Genomic DNA, 24,236 nt, shown 5'->3' with positions numbered 1-24,236 from the left:
CATCCGCGGCGGGCGCGGCGCCGAACCACCGGTGTAGTCCACCGGGAGGAGACCCATGACAGTGGCGCGCCACCGCGCGGCCCGCGCCTTCGCCGGCCTCGTCGCGTTCGGCGTGGTTCTCGGCGTCGGCGAACTGCTCGCCGTGCTGATCGGGCCCGCGTCGTCACCGTTCTACGCCGTCGGCGCCACCACGGTCGACCGAGCCCCGGCGTGGGCCCGCGAGTTCGCGATCGACACCTTCGGCACGTCCGACAAGCCGGCGCTGTTCATCGGCATGTCGGTGATCCTGGCGGTACTCGCCGTGGGGGCGGGGCTGCTCGAGCAGCCCGGCCGTCCGCGCGGTGGCCTCGTGATCCTCGCCCTGGCCGCGGTGGGCGTGTACGCGGCGCTGAGCCGGCCTGGCGCCACGGCCGTCGCCGCGGTGCCCACGGTCGTCGGCGCCCTCGCTGGCGCGGCGCTGCTGCAGTACTCCATCCGGCTGCTCGCCCGATCCGACGTCCGCGACGACATACCGGAAACTCCGGCGTCGCGGTGGCCGCGCCGGCGGTTCCTCACGGTGGTCGGCTCCGCGGCCGCCGTGGCCGTGGCCGCCGGCGCCACCGGCCGCTACCTCACCGACCGGCTGACGCGGGCCGTCGAGGACCGCGCCCGGTTCCTGATCCCGCGGCCCGCCCGGGCCACCGCACCCGTGCCCGCCGGCACCGAGGTGACGGTCCCCGGGGCCACCCCCTTCCTCACCTCACCGGCGGAGTTCTATCGCATCGACACCGCGCTCCAGGTGCCGCGGTTGCGCACCGCCGACTGGCAGCTGCGCATCCACGGCCTGGTCGAGCGGGAGGTGACGCTCACCTGGGCCGACCTGGCCGCGTTCGAACCCGTCGAGAGGATCCTCACACTCACCTGCGTGTCCAACGAGGTGGGCGGCGACCTGGTCGGCAACGCCCGCTGGATCGGATACCGGATGAGCGACCTGCTCGCGCGGGCCGGGGTCCGCCCCGACGCCGACATGCTCCTGTCCACCAGCGTCGACGGCTTCACCTGCGGCACCCCCGTCGCCGCCGTCCTCGACGGCCGCGACGCCCTGCTCGCCGTCGCGATGAACGGCGAGCCGCTGCCGTTCGAACACGGGTACCCGGCCCGGCAGGTGGTGCCGGGCCTGTACGGGTACGTCTCCGCCACCAAGTGGGTCGTCGACTGGGAACTGACCCGCTTCGACCGGGCCGAGGCCTACTGGACGCGGCGCGGCTGGGCGGAGAAGGCGCCCGTCCGGACGGCCTCGCGCATCGACGTCCCCGCCGCGTTCGGCCGGCTCGAACCCGGGCCCGTGATCGTCGCCGGTACCGCGTGGGCTCAGCAGCGCGGCATCGACCGCGTCGAGGTCCGGGTCGACGGCGGCGCCTGGAACGACGCCGTGCTCGCCGAGGAGTACTCCCTCGACACGTGGCGGCAGTGGACGTGGCGGTGGGACGCGACGCCCGGTACGCACGTGCTCGCGGTGCGGGCGACCGACGGCGAGGGCCGGGTGCAGGACGAGCAACGTCGCCCGCCCATCCCCGACGGCGCGACCGGCTGGCACAGCCGCACCGTCACGGTCGGGTGACGGGTGATCCCCGGAACGGGACGTCAGCTGAAGACGACGGTCTTGCTGCCGTGCACCAGCACCCGGTCCTCGAGGTGCCAGCGCAGACCGCGGGCCAGCACCAGCTTCTCGACGTCGCGGCCGAGGCGCACCATGTCGCCGACCGTGTCGGCGTGACCGACGCGCACCACGTCCTGCTCGATGATCGGGCCGGCGTCCAGTTCGGGGGTGACGTAGTGGCACGTCGCGCCGATCAGCTTCACGCCGCGCGCGAAGGCCTGATGGTAGGGCCGGGCGCCGATGAACGACGGCAGGAAGCTGTGGTGGATGTTGATCGCCCGGCCCGCCCAGTGCTCGCACAGCTCGGGCGGCAGGATCTGCATGAACCGCGCCAGCACGACGGCGTGCGGATCGTGCACGTCGACGAGCTTGCGCACCTGCTCGAACGCGGGCCCGCGCTGTTCGGGGTCCTTGGGGAAGGACACGTAGTGGAAGTCGATGCCGTGCCGGCGGGTCACCCGCTCGAGGTCGGGGTGGTTCCCGACGACCGCGCAGATCTCCGCGTTCAGCTCGCCGGCCGCCACGCGACCGAGGATGTCGTGCAGGCAGTGACCTTCCTTGCTGACGAGGAGCACCACCCGCTTGGTCTCGCCGGTGTCCTGCAGCGTCCACTCGGTCTCCGGGCCCAGCTCCGCCGCGACGGTCGCGAACCGCGCCCGCAGTTCGTCGAGGCCGAGCGGGATGGAGGACGCGCGCACCGCCTGACGAGTGAAGAACCAGCCGCTGTCGGGGTCCGCGTGGTAGCCGGCTTCGACGATCGAGCCGCCCACGTCCGCGAGGAAGGTCGAGATGCGGGCGACGATGCCGGTGGCGTCGGGGCAGCCCAGTGACAGTACATACCGACGGTCGTCGGACGAGGCAGCGGAGGTCATGCCGTCCAGTGTCTCAGGTGGGAGTCCGGGTCGTTCCGGCCGGTCACACCGTCGCCGGGGGCCGCCGGACGGTGGCGGTCCCGACGAGGGTGGTCGCGTCGATCGTGTGGATGCCGCGCTCGGTGACGGCCGCCAGGAACTCGGCACGCACCGCGGCGACGGCGTCGGCGTCGAGCCCGGCCAGGACTGCTCGCAGGCCCGATCCCGTCACCAGCGCCCAGCACAGCTCCTCGGTGGCGGGCAGCAGATTCGACAGGGTGCGTACCTCCACCGAGTGGGTGCCGGCGGCCGCGAGCCACGCCTCGAGGGTGCGCGGCAGATCGATCGCGTGCAGCGGCGTCCGGTCCCGCAGCGACGGCCGGCCCGCCACTGCCGGGTTGCGACGGCCGACGACGTCGAACAGCGTCGCGCTGATCTCCTCCATCGCCCCGGCCCGCCACACGGTGACGCCGATCCGGCCGCCGTGCCGCACCAGGCCCACCAGGCGATCGAACGTGGCGTCCATGTGGGGCAGCAGGAACACGCCGTAGGAGATGGCGAGCGCGTCGTACCCGGCCTCCGGGACCGCGGAGGGTGGCTCCCACGTGGTGGCGTCGGCGCACACGAAGTCGATGTTCTGCAGCGCCCGCTCGGCGGCGACGAGCCGGCCGAGCTCGAGCAGTTCGTCGGCGACGTCGACCGCGTGGACCCGGCCGGTCGGTCCCACCGCCGCCGCCGCGGGCAGCGCCGAGGCACCGGCGCCGCAGCACACGTCCAGCACCGTCGCGCCGGGACCGGGACCGAGCTGGAAGACCAGCGCCTGCCCGGCCGGGCCCCACACCGTCGGGGTGAGCCGGTCGAAGTCGCCGCTCGCGTCGTCGAAGGTGTTCGCGAGCCGTGCCGTCTCGTCGACTGCGTCGGTCATGCCTCGTCCTCGGGGTCTCGAATCCGGGGACGGAACCTCGGATGCCCAGCGGGAGTGCAGCCGATACCCTATTGCAGTTCCGAACGTTTCGGTTCCGAATGCTGGATGGCGAGCGCCCGGGACGTCGAGCGGGTACATCTCGCGTCGAGCGGGTGGATCCCGCGGCGAACCGCGAGGGCAGGGCTCAGGAACCTCCCGCTCGCCACCACAACAGCCCGCTCGCGCTAGCCGATCTCGTAGAACGGAGGAGCGTAGCGGAAGACGCCGCGCAGCTGCGGCCGGTGGGCGGTGAGCGCGCGGGCCTGCAGGTGCGACGCCCACTCGGGCACGTCGGGTTCGACACCGAGCTCGGCGGCCGGGACGAATCCGAAACGCGGGTAGTAGTCCAGATGCCCGAGCAGCACCACGAGCGGCTCGTCGAGGGCATCCGCCGCGCCGAGCACCGCGTGCATCAGGGCGCCCCCGACGCCGGCGCGCTGCAGCTCCGGCAGCACCCCGATCGGCCCCAGCGCCAGCGCCGGCTCGCCGTCGACCGTGCCGCGGGTGACGCACACGTGCCCGACGACCGTGCCCTCGGTATCCGATGCGACCAATGACAGCCGGGGCAGCCACGCCGGGCCCGCGCGCAGCGCCTCGACCAGGCCGGGCTCGACCGGCTCCGCGCCGTCGGGGGTGAGCGGCGCGAATGCGGCGCGGTGCACGTCGCCGATCGCGGGGACGTCGGCGGGAAGTTCTCGTCGGATGAACACGAGAGCAGTGTGGACACCGGCGTCGCGCCGGGCAACGGAATATCGCTGTGGAAAGCTGACGGGTATGCCGGAGACCACCCTCACCCGTGCCCGGGTCGCCGCGATGGTCGACCACACCCTGCTCAAGCCCGAGGCGTCGGGTGCCGACGTGCGCGCGCTCGTCGACGAGGCCCGCGAGCTCGGCGTCTGGTCGGTGTGCGTGTCGCCGTCGATGCTGCCGCTGCGGGCGGACGGACTCGTCGTCGCCACCGTGGCGGGCTTCCCGTCGGGCAAGCACCATTCGCTGATCAAGGGCGCCGAGGCCCGGCTCGCCGTGGATCAGGGCGCCGCCGAGATCGACATGGTGATCGACATCGGCGCGGCCGTCGCCGGGGACTTCAACGCCGTGCTCGCCGACATCCTCACCGTCCGCGAGGCGATCGGGTTCGAGCCCGTGCTGAAGGTGATCATCGAGTCGGCGACGCTGTCGGACGAGGCGATCGTCGAGGCGTGCCGGGCCGCCGAGCGGGCCGGCGCGAACTTCGTCAAGACGTCCACCGGGTTCCATCCCGCCGGGGGTGCGTCGGTGCACGCGGTGCGGTTGATGGCCGAGACGGTGGGCGGGCGGCTCGGCGTCAAGGCCAGCGGCGGCATCCGCACGGCCGAGGCGGCGCTGGCCATGATCGAGGCCGGCGCCACCCGGCTCGGCCTGTCCGGCACCCGCGCGGTGCTCGACGACCTGCCGGAGTGAGCACTGGGCTGCGGCCTCAGCAGTCGTCGAGCTGGTTCTGCGGCTGCTGTCCGGCCGGGGCCTCCGGCATCGTGTAGGTGCCGCCCTCGAGCGTCACCTCGATGCCGGAGTCGGTGACCGACACCGCCGTCGCCTGCATGTCCAGCGGGTACTGCTGCAGGCTCTCGGTGAGGATCTGGACGATGCCGTCGACCAGTGCCGTGGGCAACCCGATGCCGAACAGCGACGCGTCGACCGTCTCGACGGCGATCGTCCCGTTCCGGGCCTCCGGCCGCACGGTCAGCTCCGCCAGGCCCGCGCCGCCCACGGTGAAGCGGAGGGTGCCGGCGTTCGCGTCCGGGGTGACGTCGGTGATCAGCGAGCCGAGCGGCAGGGTCTGCACCGTCGCGAGGATGCCCGACGACGGCCACACCACGTCGGCGTTCGAGCTGCCGATGGTCCCGGCCCCGGCGGCGCTCTCCCGCAGATCCACGTCGCGGACCACGGCGTGCACCTGCATCTCCTGGGCGGGGCCGAAGGCCGTGTCGTCGCTGTCGAGCGTGACGGACGAGACCTGTTTGTCCACCAGCGAGAGCAGCACCGGCTTCCACCCGAGATCCACGTCGACGTTCGTGCCGAGTTCGCTCTCGAACGACTGCGCGAGGCAGTTGGTGGCACGGTTGCGGACGTACACCTCGGCGCCGACGAGCACCGCGACCAGCACGACGGCGAGGACGATGCCGATGGTGGCGAAGGGGATGCGCTTCCGGTTCGTCATGGTTCCGGATTGTTCCGAAGAACTCTGAGGAAGGTCTGTGAAGATGCGGTCCCACTACCAGAAAGTGTGAGGTAGGACACAGTTGTTCGGGTACTGTGGCGGCATGACGGGCTGGACGGAACCTGAACACGACGCCTCCGGCCGGGTGGATCCGGACGAGGCCCTGCGACATACCGCGCTCGCGCAGGCGGGCTTCTTCACCGCGCGACAGGCCATTGCCCACGGCATCGCCACGATCGACTTCGTCGGCCGGATCGCGGCCGGGCACTGGGTCCGGATCGAATCGGACCTGTTCCGGCTCGGGGACAGCCCGCACACGAAGTTCGACGAGTTCGCGCAGTGGTGTGCCTGGTACGAGGGCGCGGCGGTGGTCTCGCACCAGAGCGCCGCCGACCTGCACGGCATGGGGCACCTGCAACCCCGCTTCCTGCACCTGTCGACGGCCGACCAACGAACCGTGCCGAGCAACCGGCTCGCCCTGCACCACCGGCAGCTGCGCGCACAGGACTGCGAGCAGGTCGGGTGCTTCCGCATCACCACCCCCGCGCGGACCGCCGTCGACCTCGCCGCGGGTGGGGTCTCCCAGGAGGTGCTCGACGAACTCGTCGGCGACGCCATCGCCATCGGACGGGTGACCTCGGCGCAACTGCACGCCGCGGTCGTCGATCAGCCCGCGGCCGTCGCGGACCGCATCGAGCTGGCACTGCTCGCGGCCGGCTGAGCCTCCGCCGGGGCGACGAAGTCCCACGGCACGGTCAGCACGCAGTCCCGCAGCCGCCGGCGTTGCGGTGCCGCCGGCACGCCCTGGGCCCGCAGCAGCTCCAGCGTCGCGCGCCAGCGCACGCGCGGTCCGAACGCCGCGTGCGGTGCCGCCGACGCCCAGGCCCGATCCGCCGCCTGCAGCAGCTCGTGGATCCGTTCCCCCGGCACGTTGCGGTGGATCAGCGCCTTCGGCAGACGCTCGGCCAGGTCCGACGGGGTGTCCGAATGGAACGGGCTCCACGCCAGTGTGAGCGTGCGCGGGCCGTGCTCGTCGAGCAGCACCCACGCGCACCGCCGGCCCAGTTCGTCGCAGGTGCCGTCGAGCAGCAACCCGCCGGGCGCGAGCCCGGACCGAAGCCGATCCCACGCCGGCGCCACCGCATCCTCCGGGTACTGGCGCAGCACGTTGAACGCGCGGATCAGCACCGGCCGGAGCCCGGCCAGCTCGAAGCCCCCGCGGGCGAACTCCACGCCGTCCCGCCCCGGCACCACCCGGTCGGGATCGATCTCGAGACCCACCACCCGCAGGCGGCGGCGCACCGTGCGCAGCCGTGCGGCCAGCTCGAGGGTGGTCACCGGCATCGCGCCGTAGCCGAGGTCGACAACCAGCGCGTCGTCCCGGGAGTGCAGGACGCGGGCGACGTCGGGGTGGTGCATCAGCCAGCGGTCGCTGCGGCGCAGGCGGTTGATGCCCGTGGTGCCGCGGGTGACGACACCTTCCGGGCGCGGGGCGCGCACGGGGGACTACCCGAACCGGCGCGCGAGCCAGCCGGCGGTGATCTCCGCCTCGGTGCGGAACAGGTCGACGAGGTTGACGAGCATGAGCTGCTCGAGCTTGCCACCGATGAACGGCAGGAAGACCTTGGCCTCCGAGGTGGTGCGCAGGGTGCTGCCGCCGTCCGACGCGAACAGTTCCATCGTGCCGGTGAGGCTGCCGGGACCCGCGGGGACCGAGGCCTGGTAGCTGCCGGTGATCGTGTCGCCGCAGGGGGTGTACGTCTCCTTGCGGGTGATGATCATGTCCTTCTTCATCACCGTCCGGGCGATCTCGGGCAGTTCCGTGCGCGGCAGGACGTGGTGCAGGACCAGGTCGATACCGTCGTCCGACACCTCGAACTCCGCGAGGTGGTTCTCGGAGTACTTGCGCATCTCGACGATGCGCGCCTCCCAGTGCGCGCGGTCCGAGAGCGCCTCGTACACCTGCTCCGGGCTGTACGGATAGCGGGCGGAGTAGTCGATTCGCCGGGCCATGACACGCGAGGTTACCGGTTCGTTACCGAGCGACGGAAATCGTCACCGTCCCGCAACGGCCGCGTCAGTGCGGCTCGGACAGCCACTTCGCGGTGAAGGTGCGCTCCACGTCGAACAGTTCGACGATCTGCTCGACGATGATGCCCTCGATCTTGCCGCCGAGGAACGGGATCCGCACCTCGGCCTCGCCGTCGATCTCGACGATGGTGCCCGCGCCGTCCGGCGCCATCGTGGACGTGCCGTCCACCTTGCCCGGCAGCCCGTCCACGTGCGCGGAGAAACGACCCGTCGCGCGGTCCCCGGTCAGTGGTTGCCACGACTCGTGCCGATGGATGACCAGGTCGCCGGGATGGAAGTTGGTGACGAAGCTCGGCAGGTGCTCGGCCGGGATGGACTGGGTCATGTGCAGGTCGATCGTCCCGTCACCGGTGCGCACGTCCTCGAGCGTCGCGCCCGGCCCGCCGATCTCCGCCAGGCGGGTCCGCCAGTAGTTCTCGTCGACGAGCGCCGCGTGCACTGTGGCGACGGGGAACGCGTAGTGCGAGTAATGGTCGATGCGGCTGCCCATGGTCGGCACGCTACCGTTTGCGGGTGTCTGATCCGCGTATTGGGGCCCAACTCGTCGAGGCGGGCGCCGCCGTGTCCGAACACGTGCCGCTCTCGACGCTGACCACGCTGCGGCTCGGCGGTCCGGCCCGGCTGCTCGCCGAGTGCACCACCACCGACACCCTCGTCGAGGTCGTCCGGCTGCTCGACGCGGCACACGTCCCCACCCTCGTCCTGGCCGGCGGCTCCAACCTGGTGATCGGCGACGCCGGGTTCGACGGTGTGGTCGTGCGTATCGCGACCACCGGGATCGAGCCGGGGGAGGACACCGTGCGCGCCGAGGCCGGCGCCGGGTGGGACGACGTCGTCGCCCTGACCGTGAAGGCGGGACTCGGCGGGCTCGAATGCCTGTCCGGCATCCCCGGCTCCACGGGTGCGACCCCGGTGCAGAACGTCGGCGCCTACGGCGTCGAGGTCGGGTCGATCCTGAGGGCCGTGCGGCTGCTCGACCGCACCAGCGGCGACGTGCGGTGGGTCGGTCCCGAGGACCTCGGGCTCGGTTACCGCACCAGCGTGCTCAAGCACTCCGACGACGCCCTGGTCCTCGAGGTCGACCTGGCCGTGCGGCCGGACGGGGCCAGCGCCCCCCTCGGCTACCGGGAGCTGGCGGCGGCCCTGCATGCCGAGGAGGGGGAGCGCCGCCCGGCCGCGGAGGTCCGCGAGGAGGTGCTCGCCCTGCGCCGGGGCAAGGGCATGGTGCTCGATCCGGACGATCCCGACACCTGGAGTGCCGGGTCGTTCTTCACCAACCCCGTGCTCGCCGACGACGAGCTGCCCCGCGTGCTCGCGGCCGTCGAGGAACGCGTCGGGCCCGACGTGCGGATCCCGCGGTTCCCCGCCGGTGGCGGCACCAAGCTCTCCGCGGGATGGCTGATCGAGCGGGCCGGGTTCGGCAAGGGCTTCCCCGGCCCCGGCGCGCCGGCGCGGCTGTCCACCAAGCACACCCTCGCGCTCACCAACCGCGGCACCGCGACCACCGCCGATCTGGTGGCCCTCGCGCGGGAGGTGCGCGACGGCGTGCAGGACGCGTTCGGTGTGCGGCTCGAGCCGGAGCCGGTCACCGTGGGTTGCTTCGTCTGAGCGTCGTTCCGCCGGACCTGCCGCGACGCGACAGCGCGGCGGGCGTACCCTCGTCGGAGTGCTCCACCTGGGTGAACGAAGTCGTCGGTTGTTGTGGATGGGGCTGCTCGCACTCGTCGCCGTGCTCGCGGCGTGTTCGTCGGGCCCCGGCGGGAGCGCGGTACCCGCCGGCACCGCACCCGTCGCGTCGATCGTCACCGACCCCGCCGACGGCGCCACCGACGTGAACCCCACCGCCCCGATCCGCGTCTCGGTCACCGACGGCGAGCTCACCGACGTCGCCCTCACGAACATCGGAACGAGCACCGTCGTGCGCGGCGCCCTCGCCGCCGACCGCCGCAGCTACACCGTCGCCGAGCCGCTCGGCTACGGCGCGACCTACCGCTGGTCCGGCACGGCCGTCGGCTCCGACGGCGAGTCCGTGGCCGTCGAGGGCAGCTTCGACACCGTCGACCCCGACCGGGTCGTCTCCGCGAACCTGAACATCGCCGACGCACAGCCGGTCGGGATCGCCGCCCCGATCATCGTCCAGTTCGACGGCCCGATCACCGACAAGGCCGCCGTCGAGAAAGCCATGGTGGTCGGGACCGACCCGCCGACCGTCGGCAGCTGGGCGTGGCTGCCCGACGACAACGGCGGTGCCCGCGCGCACTGGCGTCCGCAGCAGTACTGGACGCCGGGCACCGCGGTGCACCTCGACGCGCGGCTCTACGGCCTCGACTACGGCGACGGCGCCTATGGGGCGGAGGACCTCACCCTCGACTTCACCGTCGGCCGGAGCCAGGTCGTCGTGGCCGACGCCACCTCGCACCGCATGCAGGTCGTGCGCGACGGGGTGACGATCATGGACATCCCGGTGAGCTACGGGCAGGGCAACGAAGCCCGCAACGTCACTCGCAGCGGCGTCCACGTCGTCACCGAGAAGCACGAGGACTTCCTGATGTCCAACCCGCCGTACTACGAGAACGTGCGGGAACGCTGGGCGGTGCGGATCTCCAACAACGGCGAGTTCATCCATGCCAACCCCGCGACCCTCGGCCAGCAGGGCGCGACCAACGTCACCAACGGCTGCATCAACCTCTCGCTCGGGGACGCCCAGGAGTATTTCGCGACGGCCGTGTACGGCGACCCGGTCGAGGTGTCCGGAACGTCGATCGAGCTGTCCGCCGCGGACGGCGACCTGTACGACTGGGCGATCGACTGGCCCACCTGGCAGTCGATGTCGGCGCTGTAGGGACGGCGCACTACCAGCGGTTGCGCACCTTCTCGGCGAATCCGAGAAGCTCGCGCACCTCGAGCCGGGCGCCGTCGTCGAGCGTGACGTGGCCGGTGAACCGGCCGAAGACCTGATGCTGCGTCGAGCGCAGGACGAGGGCGTTCACGTCGGCAGCGCGATCGAGGATCGGCTCGAACCCCATCTCGAACCGGCCGTCGGTGCTCGAGAACCGCCACGGCGCGCCCTCGTAGGTGCCGGGAGGCAGATGGAACCGCACCCGGTCCAGCTTGTGTGCCACGCCGTCGAGCAGGAGCATGTTCTCGCTCCCCGCGGCGGTGTCGCCGAAGCCGTGGCCGACGGTGAACCCGAAGGGACGCCCCTCGTGCCGTCCCGATGCGGACGCCCAGAACCAGGTGTTGTCGTACGTCCACACGCCCCGGCCCCAGTCGAACACCCCGAACGCCGAAGCGGCGTCGAAGGTGTGCTCACGGCCGCCGACCGTGATGCTGCCGACGGCGGTGAGGCCGGGAATTTTCTGGTTGTAGTAGAACGCCCGCTCGTCGCCGGGGAACGGAATCGCGACGACCATCCGCTCGGCACCGGGCGGGGTGAGCACCACCTCGCCCGACAGGCCCCGGCCGCCCGCGAATCCGGGATGCCGGACGATCAGGTGCCGGGCGCCGCGCTCGTGCCGGAACTCGAGTCGTATTCCGCGCCGGTCGACCGCCACATCGCCCGCGTCCGCGGAGGCGGGCAGCCGCAGCCGTCCGAGCGGAAACGGGATCATCGCGTTCTCGGTGGTGTCCGCACGGCTGGTCAGGTCGAGCCAGCTCACGCCGAGCAGGCCCACGTAGCCGTTGTCGGCGACGGTCAGCGCGAGACCGAACGGGCCGTCGTCGCCGTCGGCGAGCACGCAGTAGTAGTCCCACTCCTTGATCCGCCACCGCGGCGCCGCGACCCGGGACCGGTCGTAGGTCCGGACCTCGGTGCCGGCCCATCCGGTCTCGGCGAGACGGCCCCGCACGTCGAGCAACGGCCCCGGGGAGAGGCGGCGCTGCCCCGCGTCCCCCTCGATGCCCACCGGTTCCTACTCGGCGGTGCGGTGGAAGCGCATGGGGCCGGCCTGGTCGCGCGGCTGCACGATGATCTGGTCCAGATTCACGTGCGGCGGACGCGACGTGACGAACCCGACGATCTCCGCGATGTCCTCGGCCACCAACGGCGTGATGCCCTCGTACACCTTGGCGGCGCGCTCGGCGTCACCCTCGAACCGCACGAGGGAGAACTCGGTCTCCACCGCACCCGGCGCGATCTCGGTCAGGCGCACCGGCTTGCCGAGCAGCTCACCGCGCAGCGTCCGGTGCAACACCGCCTGGGCATGCTTGGCGGAGGTGTAGCCCGCGCCGTTGTCGTAGGCGTGGAACGCCGCCACCGACGTGATCGTGACGATCAGGCCGTCGCCGGAGTCGACGAGCTTCGGCAGCAGTGCCTTCGTCATCCGCAGCGTGCCGAGGACGTTGGTCTCCCACATCCAGCGCCAGTCGTCGAGGTCCGCCTCGCCGACCGGGGCCATGCCCTTGGCGCCGCCCGCGTTGTTGACCAGGACGTCCACCCGGGGGAGCACCGTCGTGAAGGCGGTCACCGAGTCCTCGTCCGTGACGTCCAGCTCGAGGGCCGTGCCCCCGATCTCGTCCGCGAGCTTCTCGATCCGGTCGACGCGGCGAGCGCCGACGACGACGTGGAAGCCCTGGGCTGCGAGGGTTCGGGCGGTGGCCTCGCCGATGCCGGAGGAGGCACCGGTGACGACGGCGACGCGGGACTCGGGAGAAATCGTCATGCAGGCGATCCTAGGGTGCCCCGGATGCGGTCGCGCGGGAGTCCGCGCGACCGCGGCGCCCGTCACGACGCGAGCGGCCGGGGCACCTCGACGACCGAGTAGGCGCTCGCGTCACCGGCGACGGCCCGGCTGGCCTCGCCGTGCACGCTCACCGGGACGTCACCGGCGAGGGTGATGCGGTTCAGGTGGCGGTGCAGGCCGTCGTAGTCGGCGACGGCGTAGTGCTGGGTGGCGCGGTTGTCCCACACCGCCACGTCCCCGGCGGCCCAGTTCCAGCGGGTGGTGTACTCCAGCCGGGTCTGGTGGTCCTGCAGCAGCCGGAACAGCGCCTGCGACTGCCGGCCGCTCAACCCGACGAAGTCCTTGACGAAGTGGCCGAGCAGCAGCGACCGCTCCCCGGTTTCGGGGTGCACGCGCACCACCGGGTGCTGGGTCTCGAAGTACTCGGACCGGAACTCGGCGCGGTACCCGGCGACCCGCTCGTCGGCGCCGTCGCGGAGGTGCTCCGCGCTCTCGGCGGCGTAGTCGTACAGGTTGGTGTGGGTGGCCCACAGGTTCTCCGCCAGGGTCTGCAGCGGGGCGGGCAGGCCCTCGTAGGCCGCCACACCGGAAGCCCACGTGGTCGAACCGCCGTAGGCGGGCAGTTCCACCGCGCGCAGGATCGACGCCTTCGGGATGCGGTCGACGAACGAGACGTCGGTGTGCCAGCTGTTCGCCTTGCCGTAGTCGGAGTCGATCGGCAGCACGTGCGCCCCGCGCGAGGTGACCGTCGGGTGCGCGGTGGTCGGCGTGCCGAGCAACTCGGCGAACGCGTACTGCGACGCGTCGTCGAGGTGGTGCTGTTCCCGGAAGAAGATCACCTTGTGCTCGGCCAGGGCGCGACGGATCGCTTCGACGGTGACCTCGTCGAGATCGCCGCCGAGCCGCACGCCGTCGATGCGGGCCCCGATGTGCCCGCCCAGACGGACCACGGACACGTCGCGAGCGGATGGGGTGCGGGTATCGAAATCCACAGACATGGGGGACCTTTCGTAGACCGAACGTTGGTGCCGTCGACCTCATCACCGGCGACGGGCCCGGCGTGAGGGTTTCCGTCACCGTGATCGGGACCGTTGCCGCCGCGTCGCCGTGCGGATCGGACGCCGTGCGGATCGGACGCCGTGCGGATCGGACACCGTGCGGATCGGACACTGTGCGGATCGGCCGCCGTGCGGATCGGACACTGTGCGGATCGGCCGCCGTGCGGATCGGACACAGTGCGGATTGGACACAGGTGGCGCGCAGCGGCTAGGTTGCGAATATGCCAGCTCGCCGTCTCCGTGCTCCGCGGGTCACCTACGTGACCGCCGCGCTGGGCTCGCGGCTGCCGCTGGCGCGCGAACTGTGTTGTCGCTGACACCGCCCTTCGCGCCCCGCCTCGTTTCCCCGGCCGTCGGCCGGGGATCTCTGCCTCACGATCGAGCGGATCGGCGCCTCCCTGCCACGCCCCGGGTCTGCGGACCCGATCCCGAGGAAGAGCCGTAGTGACTGCAGTAGCTACGTCAAATATCTTGTCCGCCAACATTATTCGTCCGAAATCCGGATCGGGCGTCCGTTCCCGTAGTGCCACCGCCCGGGTGCGATCGACGACGCGCGTGCAGATCGTGCCGCCCGAGCTGAGGATCGCCGACGGCACCGCCGCCGCGGTGTTCCGGGTCGCCGCGGCGCGCGGGCCGATCTGCCGCGACCAGGCGGCGGCGGCGACGGGCGCGAGCATCGCCACCGTGAACCGGCAGGTCTCGGCGCTGCTCACCGCGGGCCTGCTCCGGGAGCGGCCCGATCTGACCGCGTCCGGTGCCGTGGGCCGGCCCCGGGTGCCGTTCGAGACCGACCACGAGCGCTACCTGACCGTCGGCATCCACATCGGGGCGGCCGTCACCGGCATCGTCGCGAGCGATCTGCGCGGGCGCGTGATCGGCGCGGTGGAGATCCCCACCCCGCACGGCGGCCAGGAGGCGGCGCTCGGGGCGATCGCCGGCAGCGCCAGGGCCTTCGCGTCGCGCTGGCACCGGCGCACGCCGCTGTGGGCGGGCGTCGCGCTCGGCGGCCGCGTCGACTCGGCCACCGGAACCGTGGACCACCCGCGGCTCGGCTGGGAAGATGCGCCCGTCGGGGCCGTGGTGAGCCGGGGCCTGGGCCTGCCGGTTTCCGTCGCCGCGCACGTCGAGGCGATGGCCGCCTCCGAGTTGCTGCTCACCCCCGACCGCGACACCGCCGACGTCGAGGGTGCCACCCTGTACTTCTACGCTCGCGAAACCGTCGGTATTGCAATCGCATTCGATGGCCGGGTGCACACACCGCGCGGCGGCCCGGGCTCGGTGTCGCACCTGCCCACCGGATCGTCCGTGCCGTGCGCCTGCGGTGCCCGCGGATGCCTCGAGGCCACCGTCGCCGACCGGGCGGTGCTGACCCGGGCGCGCGCCGCCGGCCTGCTCGACGCGGGTGCGACGTCCGTCACCGCGTTGTACGCGCTGGCCCGCAACGGCTCTCGCGAGGCCCACGAGATCCTCGTGGAACGGGCACAGGTGCTGGGGCGGTCCGTCGCAATGCTCCGTGACCTGTTCAACCCGGACCGGGTGATCCTCGGCGGCCAGGCGTTCACCGCGTACCCGGAGGCCGCACCGCACGTCGCGCGCGCGCTCGCGTCGCCGTCGGGCGCCGACGTCCGGGTCACCGGATTCGGCGACCGAGTGCAGGCGCACGCCGCGAGCGTGGTGTCCTTGAGTTCGCTGTACTCCGATCCGCTGGGGGCTATGCGCCGGGCGCTGGTCTGATGCGCGCACGAAATAGCAATCCGCACATACGATTTCACGCTCATCTGACCGGGAAGTGTGCGGATGCGGGGCCGCCGGTCAGCCGCAGTGCAGTGGCGGGCCGTCCGTCGCGTCCGCCGGCACACCCCGCCGGTCCAGTTCGGCCCGCGCGCGGGCCAGGCCGCCGTGCTCGAGCGCCGCGAGGGGGGACTCGTCCGCCCACACCAGCGTGCCGCGGTCGCGGACGGTCACGCTCAGCGAGCCCGCGAGGTGCTCGAGGGAGCCGGGCACGTTGCGGCGTTCGAGCGGCAGCGGGACCGGCAGCACGTGTGCGTCGCCCAGCGGGGCGGTCCCTTCGATTTCGACGGTCCACCGCGGCCCGCGCCCGAACAGCGACCACCGCTCGTCGGTGACGTGGGCCCGCACCGGGGAGACCACCGGGTTGCCGAGCCGGATCACGGGTCCGTCCGGCAGGGCGACCACCACGGCCGTCACCTCGGTCCGCAGGGGACCGAGGTGGACCTGCCCACCGGCGAAGGCGACGCACGCGGCGGAGTCCGCGAACCCGTGCGCCTGCCCCCACCACCACGACTCCGGGAAACCGCCCTTACCCCAGTTCTTCTCCGCGTAGACCTGGGCGCCGTCCAGGTTCCACGTCTCGCCGCCGAGCACGGCCTCGCCCTCGGCCCGCCCGTCGAGCAGCCACGGGTGCCAGTACTGGTTGAGTGCGGGGATTGCGTGGAAGACGCTGGATCCGCCGAACCGGCGGCGGGGCCACGGCCGGGGCGCCGTCACCCGCACCTCGAGGCGTGCGTCGTCGCCGAGGTCCACGCGCAGCCGGTCGGGTTCCCCGCGGAACGCCGTGCCCGCCGACGCGCCGAGCCGCCGCGGGTCGGCGAACCCCTCCGGATGTGCCGTCGTACGCAGGAATCCGCCCGGGTGCGCCGCCAGGCCGAGGGTCGCCCACGACCCGTCGGCGGCCCGGTTGACGCCGCACAGCGCGATCACCACCCGTCCGGTCCCGGGCTGGGTGAACCGCCAGAAGTACCCCTCCATCGCGACGTCGTGCGCCGCCAGCGGATCGCCGAAGGACAGGTCGGCGCCCGTGGCGCGGTAGCGCGAGTACAGCGACACGGCGCTCAGATCCCGGCCCGGGCCGCGGCCGCGATGTCGTCGAGGTCCTGGTGCAGCGCCTTGCGCGTCACCCGCAGGGCCAGGGGAGCGACGAGCGCCGTCAGCGCCCGCCGGAGCCGTCCCGGCCGGCCGGCGTCCGCCGAGAACCGCACGGCCAGCGTCGTGCCGGCCCGCTCGGGGGTCACGTCGAACTCGGTGCGGTAGCGCACACCGCCGGATTCGGCCTCGACGGCCGTGTGCCGCCCCGGCTCCACGACCGTCACGGTCATCTCCTCGGTCGCGGCCCTGCCGAACATCGTGCGCGTCTCGCGCCAGCGGGTGCCGACTTCGTAGCCGACGCCCGCGAGCCGTTCGACACTCTGCACCCCGCTCAGTATCTGCGGGGCCGAGTCGACGGAGGTCAGCACCCGCCACACCCGGTCCGGTGGTGCGTCGACGAAACGGCTCAGCTCGATGTGGTGGCCCATTCGCGCTCCTCTACGGTCGGGTCGGTCACAGGGGCAGGGCGTGTTCCCGCAGCGTCGGGTCCGCGCCGCGCCGGCGGAACCATTCGAGGCCGAAGGCGCTCGCGAGCTGTTCCGGCGTCATCGCCAGCATCGGCCCGAAGTCGCCGACCTGCGAGGCGTGCGCGAGCATCGCCGCCCGTTTCGCGGGGATCGTCGCGGCCACGTCGATCGTGGTGGTGATCTCGGCCTCCGGCAGGCCGAACGTGTCCAGGTCCGGGGGCGACGCGTCCGGGTTCACCTCCGGGTTGGCGGCGAGCAGGCGACGGATGTGGTCCCGGTTCATCGCCGCCTCGTACACCGACGGGTGCGCGGTCAGCTCCTGGGCCCGGGCGCCGACGCGGTGCACCTGCACGTGGTCGGGGTGCCCGTACCCGCCGTTGGGGTCGTAGATGGTGACGACGTCGGCGCTCTCCTCCGCGAGCACGGCCGCGAGCCGGGCCGCGGCCGAGTCCACGTCGACGTTGCAGAACGCGGCCGGGTCCGAGTTCTGCGGCGCCCCGGCCATGCCCGAATCGGCGTAGCCCAGCGGCACCAGGCGGGCGACCCCCAGCGCCTGCGCCGACGCCTCGAGCTCGGCGCGGCGGCGCTGCACCAGGGACTCGCCGGGACCGAGCAGCCCGTCGGGGACCTCGCCCGCGGCGCCGTCCGTCGCCACGACCAGCACGACCCGATGCCCCGCGTCCGCGGCGAGGCGCATCACCCCGCCGGTGGTGAACACCTCGTCGTCGGGATGGGCATGGAAACACACCAGCACGCTCACGTACTGCATGCTGGCACGAATGCGCTCCTACCGTGCACTGTTCACCGCGCCGGGCGCCGCCGCCTTCTGCCTGGCGGGGTTCGTCGCGCGGCTGCCGATCGCGATGGTCGGCATCGGCATCGTGACGATGTTCTCGCAGCTGCGCGGCAATTACGGCCTCGGTGGCGCCCTGGCCGCGGTGTTCGCGCTGTCGTACGCGGCCCTCACCCCGCTGGTCTCGCGGGCCGCGGACCGGCACGGGCAGTCCCGGGTCCTGCCGGTCGCCGCGACGATCAGCGCGGCCGCGACGGCCGCGATGCTGGCGGGGGTGCGATGGGAGGTGCCCGAGGCGCTGCTGTTCGCGTGCGCGGTCCCGGCGGGACTGATGCCGACGATCGGCGCCATGGTCCGCGCGCGGTGGACCGAGCTGTTCCGCGGCACCGACGGGTTGCGTACCGCGTTCGCGCTCGAGGCGGTGATCGACGAGCTGTGCTTCATCGTCGGGCCGGTGCTGTCGGTGGGGCTGAGCGTCGCCGCGTTCCCGGAGGCGGGCGCGTTGCTCGGGGCGGTGCTGCTGGTGATCGGCACCGTCGCGCTCGCCGCGCAGCGCGGCACCGAACCGCCCGCGCGACCCGTCGTCGCGGGGGTGCCCGGCGTGAGCGTGCTGCGGATCCCGGGGCTCGTCGTGCTGGTGGTCGCCATGACGGCGATGGGGACGATTTTCGGCGTCGTCGACGTGGTCGGGGTCGCCTTCACCGCCGAGCGGGGCGTGCCCGGCGCCGCGACCGTGGTGCTGGCGATGTTCGCGACCGGGTCCGCGCTCGGCGGCCTCGTCTTCGGGACGGTGCGGCTGCGGGCGCCGCTGACGCGGCAGCTGCTCGGCGCGACGGCGGCCGTGGCGGTCCTGCTGTGGCCGCTGCTGCTCGCCGACACGGTGCCGGCCCTCGCGGTGCTCTACCTGTCGGCCGGGGTGGCCGTCGCCCCCACCATGATCGTCGCGACCTCCCTGACCGAGCGGATCGTGCCACCGGGCCGGCTCACCGAGGGCATCACCTGGACGGTCACGGGACTCGGGGTCGGTGTCGCGGTCGGCTCCGCCGTCGTCGGTCAGGTCATCGACCGGTCCGGGCCGAGCGCGGGCATCGGGGTCGCGGTGGTGGCCGCGCTCGTCGGGTGCGCGTGCGCGGTGGGAGTGGCCCGGCTCGCCCGGCTAGGGTGACCCGCATGACAATCCGCGAGGTCGAGAGCTCCGACGGCACCCCCATCGTCTACCGCGTCACCGGCGATCCCGCCCACCGCCCGCTGGTCCTGCTGCACGGGTGGGCCCAGTCGTCGCGGTGCTGGGGCGAGGCCGTACTCGACGAGCTGGCCCGCGCCCACCGGGTGATCGCCGTCGACCTGCGCGGACACGGGTACTCCGGGGCCCCGGAGACCGGATACGACGAGTCGAAGCTGTGGGCCGCGGACGTGCAGGCCGTGCTCGACGCCGAAGGCGCCCACGGCGCGGTGCTGCTCGGCTGGTCCTACGGCGGCCTGGTGATCTGCGACTACCTCGCGACGCACGGCACCGACCGCGTCGCCGGGATCGTGCTGGTCGGCGCGATCACGAGCATCGGGCGGGGCGAGAAGGGCGGCAAGGTCGGGGCGGCCATGCGCGCGGCCGTCCCCGACGCGATGTCCGAGGACGCCGCGACGGCGATCCGCGCACTGGGCGCCTTCGGCACGGCCCTCACCGGTGCCGGGGAGGGCACGGGCGTCGCGGCGCAGGCGCTGTTCGGCACCAGCCTGTGCACCCCGCCCCGCGTGCGGGCGGCGATGTTCGCGCGGACGGTGAGCAACGACGAGCTGCTGCGGGGCCTCGACACGCCCGTGCTCGTCCTGCACGGCACCGCCGACTCGGTTGTCGACGTCTCGGCCGCCGAGCACGCGGCGTCGCTGCTGCCGAACGCGACGACCTCGTACTGGGAGGGCACCGACCACGGCCCGTTCGTCGAGGACCCGCAGCGGTTCGCCGCCGAGGTCACGCGCTTCGCGGGATCGCTGTAGCCGCCGCCGACTCGATCGCCTGCGCCCCGGCGAGCAGCAGCGTCTCCTCCGGCGTGAGCGGGTGGAACTTGACCCCGCGCACGTCGCGGTAGCACTGCTCGAGCGGGCTCGACCGGTAGAAGCCGCGGCCCCCGGCGACGTCGAGCGCCAGGTCGCACACCTCGATCGCGGCCCGCGCGATCTCGGCCTTGGCGGTCATCACCGCGGCGACCGTGGTCATCGACGGCACCGGGTCGCCGCCGACGACGTCGAGGGCACCGTCGAGGGCCCACGAGGCGACCTGCAGGCGCGTGGCCGCGACCCCGAGCTGGCGTCGCACGATGGGGTCGCCGGCCCGCGGCGTCCCGGCGACGAGCGCGGTCGCGGTCGCGTGCGCCGCCTCGGCAACGCCGAGGTACACGGCCGCGACGACGGGCATGGCGACGCTGAGCACCAGCTGGAACGGCGGGTCGATCACCCCGTACGGGCGGCGGGCGACCACGGCCGCGTCCGGGACGAACACGTCGGTCAGTTCGACGTCGTGGCTGCCGGTCCCGCGCATGCCGAGCGAGTCCCAGGTGTCGAGGACGCGCACCCCGTCGGCGTTCATCGGGACCATCATGTTGAGCACGATGCGGCCCTCGTCGGGGTCGTCGAACGGGAACATGGTGGCGAGCACGTCGCCGACCGGGGCCTGGCTGCAGAACACCTTGCGGCCGTCGACGCGGTAGCCACCGGGCACCTTCCGGGCGGTCCCGCGCGGCCGGGTCTGGTCGGCGCCGCCGGTGGAGACGAGCACGAGTCCCTCCTCGGCGACGCGGCGCAGCATCCGGTCCGCGCCGGGCGCGCCGTGCCGGTACCGCCACGCGGCGGCGAGCACGACGTGGTGGTGCATGGACGAGGCGAGGGCGGTGGCCGCACAGTGGTGCGCCAGGGTGCGCTGCACGGTGGCGACGTCGCGCACGGTCGCGTCGTCCCCGCCGAGCTCACGCGGGACGGCGAGCGCGAGGCGGCCCTCGGAGCGCAGGATCTCGTAGGCCTCGGCGACGAACGTGCCGTCGCGGTCGTGGGCGCGGGCGTACGGGGCGATCCGCCGACCCAGTTCATCGGCGCGGGCGGCGAGTTCCTCGCGGGAGCGGGAGCGGGGGTGCTGGGTGATGTCTACGGTGGTCATGTCTCGACGGTAGGAGCGCAGATCGATGCCGCCCAGTGCACGTTCTGGACCTACTCTGGAGATGTGCGCGAGTACGGGCAGTACTGTCCGGTCTCGATCGGCAGCGAAGTGCTCGCCGACCGGTGGACCCCCTTGATCCTGCGCGAAATGGTCTACGGCAGCACCCGTTTCAACGAGATCGAGCGCGGCCTCCCCGGCATCTCCCGCACCCTGCTGGCCACGCGGCTGCGGCACCTCGAGCGCAAGGGCGTGCTGGAGCGGGTCCCGCAGGCCCGGGGCTGCGAGTACCGCCTCACGCCCGCCGGCCGCGAACTCGCGCCGATCCTCGTCGCGATCGGCGAGTGGGCGGTGAAGTGGTTGTTCGCCGAACCGCTCCCCGCCGAGGTCGACCCCGTGACGCTGACGTGGTGGATGCACCGCCGGGTGGACCGCGACCGGGTGCCGCAGCGGCGGGTGGTGATCGAGTTCGACTACACCGGTCCCGCCCCGATCCGCCTGTGGATCGTCCTGGACCGGGGCGAGCCGTCGGTGTGCCGCAAGCCGCCGGGGTTCGACGTCGACCTGTACGTGACCGGGGAACCGGTGGCCCTGATGCGCGTTTTCGCCGGCACCCGGACCCTCGCCGAGGCGACCGGCGACGGCAGCGTGCAGGTGCACGGGCCGTCCGCGCTGGTGCGCGAGTTCGGTACGTGGTTCCTGTGGAGCCCCTTCCACGCGGCGGTGCGCCGGGCCGTCGCGGGTTTCGAGGCCGGCGAGCATTCCTGAACGGCCGGGGTGCCGCGCCGAGCAGTCGCAGCACGTCGGAGCGCAGGGGAGGGCGGAGCCGGGCGGGGATGCGCGGCAGGGCAGTATGGAGAAGTGACGTCGAAGTCGAACAGCCGTCCCCGCCGCGTGGCCGTCCTGTCGGTCCACACCTCGCCGCTCGCGCAGCCCGGCACCGGGGACGCCGGCGGGATGAACGTCTACGTTCTGCAGACCGCCGTGCAGCTCGCGCGCCGCGGGGTCGAGGTGGAGATCTTCACCCGGGCGACGTCGTCGGCCGACCCCGTGGTGCAGGAGGCGGCACCCGGCGTGCTCGTGCGCAACGTCGCGGCCGGTCCGTACGAGGGGCTCGACAAGCACGACCTGCCCACGCAGTTGTGCGCGTTCGCGGCCGGGGTGCTGCGGGAGGAGGCGCGTCACCCGCAGGGCTACTACGACCTCGTGCACTCGCACTACTGGCTGTCCGGCCAGGTGGGCTGGCTCGCCCGCGACCGGTGGGGAGTCCCGCTGGTGCACACCGCGCACACGCTCGCCGCCGTGAAGAACGCCTCGCTCGCCGACGGTGACGTGCCCGAGCCGGCGGCCCGGCAGATCGGCGAGCAGCAGGTGGTCGCCGAGTCCGACCGCCTCGTCGCCAACACGGTCGACGAGGCGGCGCAGCTCGAACGCAGCTACGGCGCCGACCCGTCGCGGGTGGACGTGGTGGCGCCGGGCGCGGACCTGTCCCGCTACCGGCCGGGGGACCGCGCGGCAGCCCGGGCGGGCCTCGGCCTCGACCCCCGCGAGACGATCGTGACCTTCGTCGGGCGCATCCAGCCGCTCAAGGCCCCGGACGTGCTGCTGCGGGCCGCTGCGGCGGCGATGTCCGCCGACCCGGAGGTGCCCCTGCGCGTGCTGGTGGTCGGCGGGCCCTCCGGCACGGGACTCGAGCGGCCGCACTCGCTGATCGAACTGGCCGCCGAGCTCGGAATCGCCGCCCGGGTGACGTTCCTGCCCCCGCAGCCGCCCGAGCGGCTGGTACAGGTCTACCGCGCCTCGGACGTGGTGGCGGTGCCGAGCTACTCCGAGTCGTTCGGCCTGGTGGCGATCGAGGCGCAGGCCTGCGGGACCCCCGTGCTGGCCGCGAACGTCGGTGGCCTCGGCGTCGCGGTGCGCGACGGCGAGACCGGGCTGCTCGTCGACGGCCATCGCACCGACGACTGGGCCGCCGCGCTGCGCGCGCTGGTCACGGACCCGGGACGGCGGGCTGCGCTCGCGGCGGCCGCGCCCCTGCACGCGGAGAACTTCTCCTGGGAGCACACCGCGGAGGGTCTGCTCGCCAGTTACCGTAAGGCCGGTGCGCTGCGGAACCGTTCCCTCGGGACCGGCGAGTTCCCGCTGCGCCGGCAACGCGGAGTGTGGAAGATCCGGCGGACGACGGGGGTACGAGCGTGAGCGAGCGACTGAGCGAGACGATCGAGGCGACGTTGCGCGATCGCGGCCTCGAGTTCTCCCGCAAGGAGGGGGGGCACTTCGTCGTCGACCTGCCAGGGGAGAACAAGCTCAAGACGACGACGCTGCTCAGTCCCGGCAACCACGGCCTGCGGCTCGAGGCGTTCGTGTGCCGCAAGCCCGACGAGAACTTCGAAGGGGTCTACCGGTACCTGCTCCGCCGCAATCGGCGGCTGTACGGGGTCGCGTACACCCTCGACAAGATCGGGGACATCTACCTCGTCGGCCGGATGTCGGAGGCATCGGTCACTCCGGACGAACTGGACACGGTGCTCGGCCAGGTGCTCGAGGCCGCCGACCACGATTTCAACGTCATTCTCGGGCTCGGATTCCTCACCTCCATCAAGCGGGAGTGGGAGTGGCGGGTCTCGCGGGGCGAGTCGCTCCGCAACCTCGAGCCCTTCCGGCACCTGATCGAGGACGGCCGGCCCTTCGTGGTGGAGGACGCGCAGCCGTAACGGCGCGATATCGGTGACCCGAGCCACAATATTACTGTGAGCATGGTCACATAACGGCCGTGTAACTACACGGTTTCGTAACGGCGATAACTCGGACATCACCTGGGGAAACGCTGCCGACCGATCTTGGAATGTGAGACGGGCGTGCCGGAAAACAGCGCGTGACCGATCCGTGATGAGTCTCTAGCGTCGTAATCAGCCCGATACCACCGGGCAAGCAACACCGGCCCGTCGCCGCTGACTCTGCCCCGCGGGACCGGAACTCGATACCTGATCGAGGGGCAGGGACGAGGCACAGCTCCGAATCCGGGCAGCGGGATCGACATCGTCGGCCGCCGCAGTGCCTCGCCAGCAGACGCGAGAGGAATTCAACCGCATCATGGCTAACTTCACCTTCAAGCGCGCCCTCGGCACCGTCGCCGCCACCGCGGCCCTGGCCGTCACCCCGTTCGCCCTCGGCACCGGCACCGCCAACGCCGCCTCCGGCAACTGGGACGCCGTCGCGCAGTGCGAGAGCAGCGGAAACTGGGCGATCAACAACGGCAACGGCTACCACGGCGGCCTGCAGTTCTCGCCGAGCACCTGGAACGCCTACGGCGGCCAGCAGTACGCCCCCACCGCCGACCAGGCGACCCGGGAGCAGCAGATCGCCATCGCCGAGAACGTCCTGGACGGCCAGGGACGCGGCGCGTGGCCGGTGTGCGGTCAGTACCTCTGATCCCCACACCCCTGATGCCGCCGGGCTTGCGCCC

Annotated in this window: 25 protein-coding genes and 1 pseudogene; 12 read left to right on the top strand and 14 right to left on the bottom strand. The window is 72.7% G+C overall.

What is annotated here, in order from left to right:
* The first annotated feature begins 55 nt into the window (after positions 1-55).
* Complete coding sequence (locus tag G6038_RS18605) at positions 56-1,600, top strand: molybdopterin-dependent oxidoreductase (protein WP_165039278.1); 1,545 nt, start codon at positions 56-58, stop codon at positions 1,598-1,600.
* Positions 1,601-1,623: 23 nt separating this feature from the next.
* Here the strand turns inward: G6038_RS18605 and purU are convergent, their stop codons facing one another.
* From purU to G6038_RS18590, 3 genes are all read right to left on the bottom strand, one after another.
* A complete protein-coding gene (gene purU, locus G6038_RS18600; protein WP_165039277.1) occupies positions 1,624-2,511 on the bottom strand; it encodes a formyltetrahydrofolate deformylase in 888 nt (295 codons plus the stop codon).
* A 43-nt stretch (positions 2,512-2,554) separates the two neighbouring features.
* On the bottom strand, positions 2,555-3,415 hold the full coding sequence (locus G6038_RS18595) for a class I SAM-dependent methyltransferase (RefSeq protein WP_165039276.1): 861 nt from the start codon (positions 3,413-3,415) through the stop codon (positions 2,555-2,557).
* A 224-nt stretch (positions 3,416-3,639) separates the two neighbouring features.
* Positions 3,640-4,164 (bottom strand): N-acetyltransferase, encoded by a 525-nt coding sequence (locus tag G6038_RS18590; RefSeq protein WP_165039275.1) that lies wholly within the window; start codon positions 4,162-4,164, stop codon positions 3,640-3,642.
* A 64-nt stretch (positions 4,165-4,228) separates the two neighbouring features.
* Between G6038_RS18590 and deoC the strand changes: the two genes are divergently transcribed.
* A complete protein-coding gene (deoC, locus tag G6038_RS18585; protein WP_165039274.1) occupies positions 4,229-4,894 on the top strand; it encodes a deoxyribose-phosphate aldolase in 666 nt (221 codons plus the stop codon).
* A 16-nt stretch (positions 4,895-4,910) separates the two neighbouring features.
* On the opposite strand, the gene G6038_RS18580 is transcribed toward deoC, so the two are convergent.
* Positions 4,911-5,651 carry a DUF2993 domain-containing protein gene (locus tag G6038_RS18580; RefSeq protein ID WP_165039273.1) on the bottom strand — a complete coding sequence of 247 codons (741 nt, stop codon included), beginning with the start codon at positions 5,649-5,651 and terminating at the stop codon, positions 4,911-4,913.
* 103 nt (positions 5,652-5,754) lie between these two features.
* Between G6038_RS18580 and G6038_RS18575 the strand changes: the two genes are divergently transcribed.
* Positions 5,755-6,372 carry a type IV toxin-antitoxin system AbiEi family antitoxin gene (locus G6038_RS18575; RefSeq protein WP_165039272.1) on the top strand — a complete coding sequence of 206 codons (618 nt, stop codon included), beginning with the start codon at positions 5,755-5,757 and terminating at the stop codon, positions 6,370-6,372.
* On the opposite strand, the gene G6038_RS18570 is transcribed toward G6038_RS18575, so the two are convergent.
* The 3 genes from G6038_RS18570 to G6038_RS18560 form a co-directional block, all read right to left on the bottom strand.
* The gene (locus G6038_RS18570; RefSeq protein WP_165039271.1) at positions 6,318-7,151 is read right to left on the bottom strand and encodes a class I SAM-dependent methyltransferase; all 834 of its coding nucleotides are present in this window, start codon (positions 7,149-7,151) and stop codon (positions 6,318-6,320) included. The two genes, G6038_RS18575 and G6038_RS18570, sit on opposite strands and share 55 nt — an antisense overlap.
* A gap of 6 nt (positions 7,152-7,157) precedes the next feature.
* The gene (locus G6038_RS18565) at positions 7,158-7,664 is read right to left on the bottom strand and encodes a DUF2505 domain-containing protein (RefSeq protein WP_165039270.1); all 507 of its coding nucleotides are present in this window, start codon (positions 7,662-7,664) and stop codon (positions 7,158-7,160) included.
* A 64-nt stretch (positions 7,665-7,728) separates the two neighbouring features.
* On the bottom strand, positions 7,729-8,232 hold the full coding sequence (locus tag G6038_RS18560; protein ID WP_165039269.1) for a DUF2505 domain-containing protein: 504 nt from the start codon (positions 8,230-8,232) through the stop codon (positions 7,729-7,731).
* A 71-nt stretch (positions 8,233-8,303) separates the two neighbouring features.
* On the opposite strand from G6038_RS18560, the gene G6038_RS18555 reads away from it, so the two are divergent.
* Both G6038_RS18555 and G6038_RS18550 read left to right on the top strand, forming a co-directional pair.
* Positions 8,304-9,350 carry a UDP-N-acetylmuramate dehydrogenase gene (locus G6038_RS18555; protein WP_346772857.1) on the top strand — a complete coding sequence of 349 codons (1,047 nt, stop codon included), beginning with the start codon at positions 8,304-8,306 and terminating at the stop codon, positions 9,348-9,350.
* Between the two features lie 97 nt (positions 9,351-9,447).
* Positions 9,448-10,584: an Ig-like domain-containing protein gene (locus G6038_RS18550; RefSeq protein ID WP_165039289.1), complete on the top strand. Its 1,137-nt coding sequence runs from the start codon at positions 9,448-9,450 to the stop codon at positions 10,582-10,584.
* A 10-nt stretch (positions 10,585-10,594) separates the two neighbouring features.
* Here the strand turns inward: G6038_RS18550 and G6038_RS18545 are convergent, their stop codons facing one another.
* The 3 genes from G6038_RS18545 to G6038_RS18535 all read right to left on the bottom strand — a co-directional run bounded on the left by G6038_RS18545 (position 10,595) and on the right by G6038_RS18535 (position 13,422).
* A complete protein-coding gene (locus G6038_RS18545; RefSeq protein WP_165039267.1) occupies positions 10,595-11,647 on the bottom strand; it encodes a DUF2804 domain-containing protein in 1,053 nt (350 codons plus the stop codon).
* A gap of 6 nt (positions 11,648-11,653) precedes the next feature.
* A complete protein-coding gene (locus G6038_RS18540; RefSeq protein WP_165039266.1) occupies positions 11,654-12,403 on the bottom strand; it encodes an SDR family oxidoreductase in 750 nt (249 codons plus the stop codon).
* A 62-nt stretch (positions 12,404-12,465) separates the two neighbouring features.
* A complete protein-coding gene (locus tag G6038_RS18535; RefSeq protein ID WP_165039265.1) occupies positions 12,466-13,422 on the bottom strand; it encodes a TauD/TfdA family dioxygenase in 957 nt (318 codons plus the stop codon).
* A 531-nt stretch (positions 13,423-13,953) separates the two neighbouring features.
* Here G6038_RS18535 and G6038_RS18530 point away from each other — a divergent pair.
* Positions 13,954-15,216: an ROK family protein gene (locus G6038_RS18530; RefSeq protein ID WP_165039264.1), complete on the top strand. Its 1,263-nt coding sequence runs from the start codon at positions 13,954-13,956 to the stop codon at positions 15,214-15,216.
* 78 nt (positions 15,217-15,294) lie between these two features.
* Here the strand turns inward: G6038_RS18530 and G6038_RS18525 are convergent, their stop codons facing one another.
* From G6038_RS18525 to G6038_RS18515, 3 genes are read right to left on the bottom strand one after another with little or no spacing between them, the layout of a single operon-like run.
* Complete coding sequence (locus G6038_RS18525; protein WP_165039263.1) at positions 15,295-16,329, bottom strand: tocopherol cyclase family protein; 1,035 nt, start codon at positions 16,327-16,329, stop codon at positions 15,295-15,297.
* Positions 16,330-16,334: 5 nt separating this feature from the next.
* Positions 16,335-16,796 (bottom strand): SRPBCC family protein, encoded by a 462-nt coding sequence (locus G6038_RS18520; RefSeq protein WP_165039262.1) that lies wholly within the window; start codon positions 16,794-16,796, stop codon positions 16,335-16,337.
* Between the two features lie 25 nt (positions 16,797-16,821).
* Complete coding sequence (locus G6038_RS18515; protein WP_165039261.1) at positions 16,822-17,604, bottom strand: PIG-L family deacetylase; 783 nt, start codon at positions 17,602-17,604, stop codon at positions 16,822-16,824.
* Here G6038_RS18515 and G6038_RS18510 point away from each other — a divergent pair.
* Together G6038_RS18510 and G6038_RS18505 are read left to right on the top strand one after the other, a co-directional pair.
* Positions 17,603-18,793, top strand: a complete 1,191-nt coding sequence (locus tag G6038_RS18510; RefSeq protein WP_165039260.1) for an MFS transporter — start codon at positions 17,603-17,605, stop codon at positions 18,791-18,793. The two genes, G6038_RS18515 and G6038_RS18510, sit on opposite strands and share 2 nt — an antisense overlap.
* Before the next feature lie 5 nt (positions 18,794-18,798).
* A complete protein-coding gene (locus G6038_RS18505; RefSeq protein ID WP_165039259.1) occupies positions 18,799-19,620 on the top strand; it encodes an alpha/beta hydrolase in 822 nt (273 codons plus the stop codon).
* Here the strand turns inward: G6038_RS18505 and G6038_RS18500 are convergent.
* Positions 19,595-20,773, bottom strand: a complete 1,179-nt coding sequence (locus G6038_RS18500) for an acyl-CoA dehydrogenase family protein (RefSeq protein ID WP_165039258.1) — start codon at positions 20,771-20,773, stop codon at positions 19,595-19,597. The two genes, G6038_RS18505 and G6038_RS18500, sit on opposite strands and share 26 nt — an antisense overlap.
* A gap of 63 nt (positions 20,774-20,836) precedes the next feature.
* On the opposite strand from G6038_RS18500, the gene G6038_RS18495 reads away from it, so the two are divergent.
* The 4 genes and pseudogenes from G6038_RS18495 to G6038_RS18480 all read left to right on the top strand — a co-directional run.
* Positions 20,837-21,538 (top strand): helix-turn-helix domain-containing protein, encoded by a 702-nt coding sequence (locus G6038_RS18495; protein WP_165039257.1) that lies wholly within the window; start codon positions 20,837-20,839, stop codon positions 21,536-21,538.
* 93 nt (positions 21,539-21,631) lie between these two features.
* Positions 21,632-22,969 carry a D-inositol-3-phosphate glycosyltransferase gene (mshA, locus tag G6038_RS18490; RefSeq protein ID WP_006936015.1) on the top strand — a complete coding sequence of 446 codons (1,338 nt, stop codon included), beginning with the start codon at positions 21,632-21,634 and terminating at the stop codon, positions 22,967-22,969.
* Positions 22,966-23,484, top strand: coding sequence for a YbjN domain-containing protein (locus G6038_RS18485; protein ID WP_346772856.1), 519 nt, complete (start codon positions 22,966-22,968; stop codon positions 23,482-23,484). The genes mshA and G6038_RS18485 overlap by 4 nt, the downstream gene beginning before the upstream one ends.
* Positions 23,485-23,863: 379 nt before the next feature.
* Positions 23,864-24,199, top strand: a pseudogene (locus G6038_RS18480) (transglycosylase family protein); the annotation flags it as partial.
* Positions 24,200-24,236 lie beyond the last annotated feature (37 nt).

Origin of the sequence: Rhodococcus sp. 14C212, from assembly GCF_011058195.1 — a bacterium.
Taxonomy (GTDB): Bacteria; Actinomycetota; Actinomycetes; order Mycobacteriales; family Mycobacteriaceae; genus Rhodococcus; species Rhodococcus aetherivorans.
Note: the sequence above shows the minus strand (reverse complement) of the source record. Positions and strands in the feature narration are given on the sequence as shown.

Excerpts from the sequence above, each read along its gene's own strand:
- G6038_RS18515 (WP_165039261.1), bottom strand. The coding sequence starts at position 17,604 with ATGCAGTACGTGAGCGTGCTGGTGTGTTTCCATGCCCATCCCGACGAC.
- G6038_RS18550 (WP_165039289.1), top strand. The coding sequence starts at position 9,448 with ATGGGGCTGCTCGCACTCGTCGCCGTGCTCGCGGCGTGTTCGTCGGGC.
- G6038_RS18605 (WP_165039278.1), top strand. The coding sequence starts at position 56 with ATGACAGTGGCGCGCCACCGCGCGGCCCGCGCCTTCGCCGGCCTCGTC.
- G6038_RS18580 (WP_165039273.1), bottom strand. The coding sequence starts at position 5,651 with ATGACGAACCGGAAGCGCATCCCCTTCGCCACCATCGGCATCGTCCTC.
- G6038_RS18565 (WP_165039270.1), bottom strand. The coding sequence starts at position 7,664 with ATGGCCCGGCGAATCGACTACTCCGCCCGCTATCCGTACAGCCCGGAG.
- G6038_RS18575 (WP_165039272.1), top strand. The coding sequence starts at position 5,755 with ATGACGGGCTGGACGGAACCTGAACACGACGCCTCCGGCCGGGTGGAT.
- G6038_RS18595 (WP_165039276.1), bottom strand. The coding sequence starts at position 3,415 with ATGACCGACGCAGTCGACGAGACGGCACGGCTCGCGAACACCTTCGAC.
- purU (WP_165039277.1), bottom strand. The coding sequence starts at position 2,511 with ATGACCTCCGCTGCCTCGTCCGACGACCGTCGGTATGTACTGTCACTG.
- G6038_RS18510 (WP_165039260.1), top strand. The coding sequence starts at position 17,603 with ATGCTGGCACGAATGCGCTCCTACCGTGCACTGTTCACCGCGCCGGGC.
- G6038_RS18505 (WP_165039259.1), top strand. The coding sequence starts at position 18,799 with ATGACAATCCGCGAGGTCGAGAGCTCCGACGGCACCCCCATCGTCTAC.
- G6038_RS18540 (WP_165039266.1), bottom strand. The coding sequence starts at position 12,403 with ATGACGATTTCTCCCGAGTCCCGCGTCGCCGTCGTCACCGGTGCCTCC.
- G6038_RS18520 (WP_165039262.1), bottom strand. The coding sequence starts at position 16,796 with ATGGGCCACCACATCGAGCTGAGCCGTTTCGTCGACGCACCACCGGAC.
- G6038_RS18535 (WP_165039265.1), bottom strand. The coding sequence starts at position 13,422 with ATGTCTGTGGATTTCGATACCCGCACCCCATCCGCTCGCGACGTGTCC.
- G6038_RS18500 (WP_165039258.1), bottom strand. The coding sequence starts at position 20,773 with ATGACCACCGTAGACATCACCCAGCACCCCCGCTCCCGCTCCCGCGAG.
- G6038_RS18560 (WP_165039269.1), bottom strand. The coding sequence starts at position 8,232 with ATGGGCAGCCGCATCGACCATTACTCGCACTACGCGTTCCCCGTCGCC.
- deoC (WP_165039274.1), top strand. The coding sequence starts at position 4,229 with ATGCCGGAGACCACCCTCACCCGTGCCCGGGTCGCCGCGATGGTCGAC.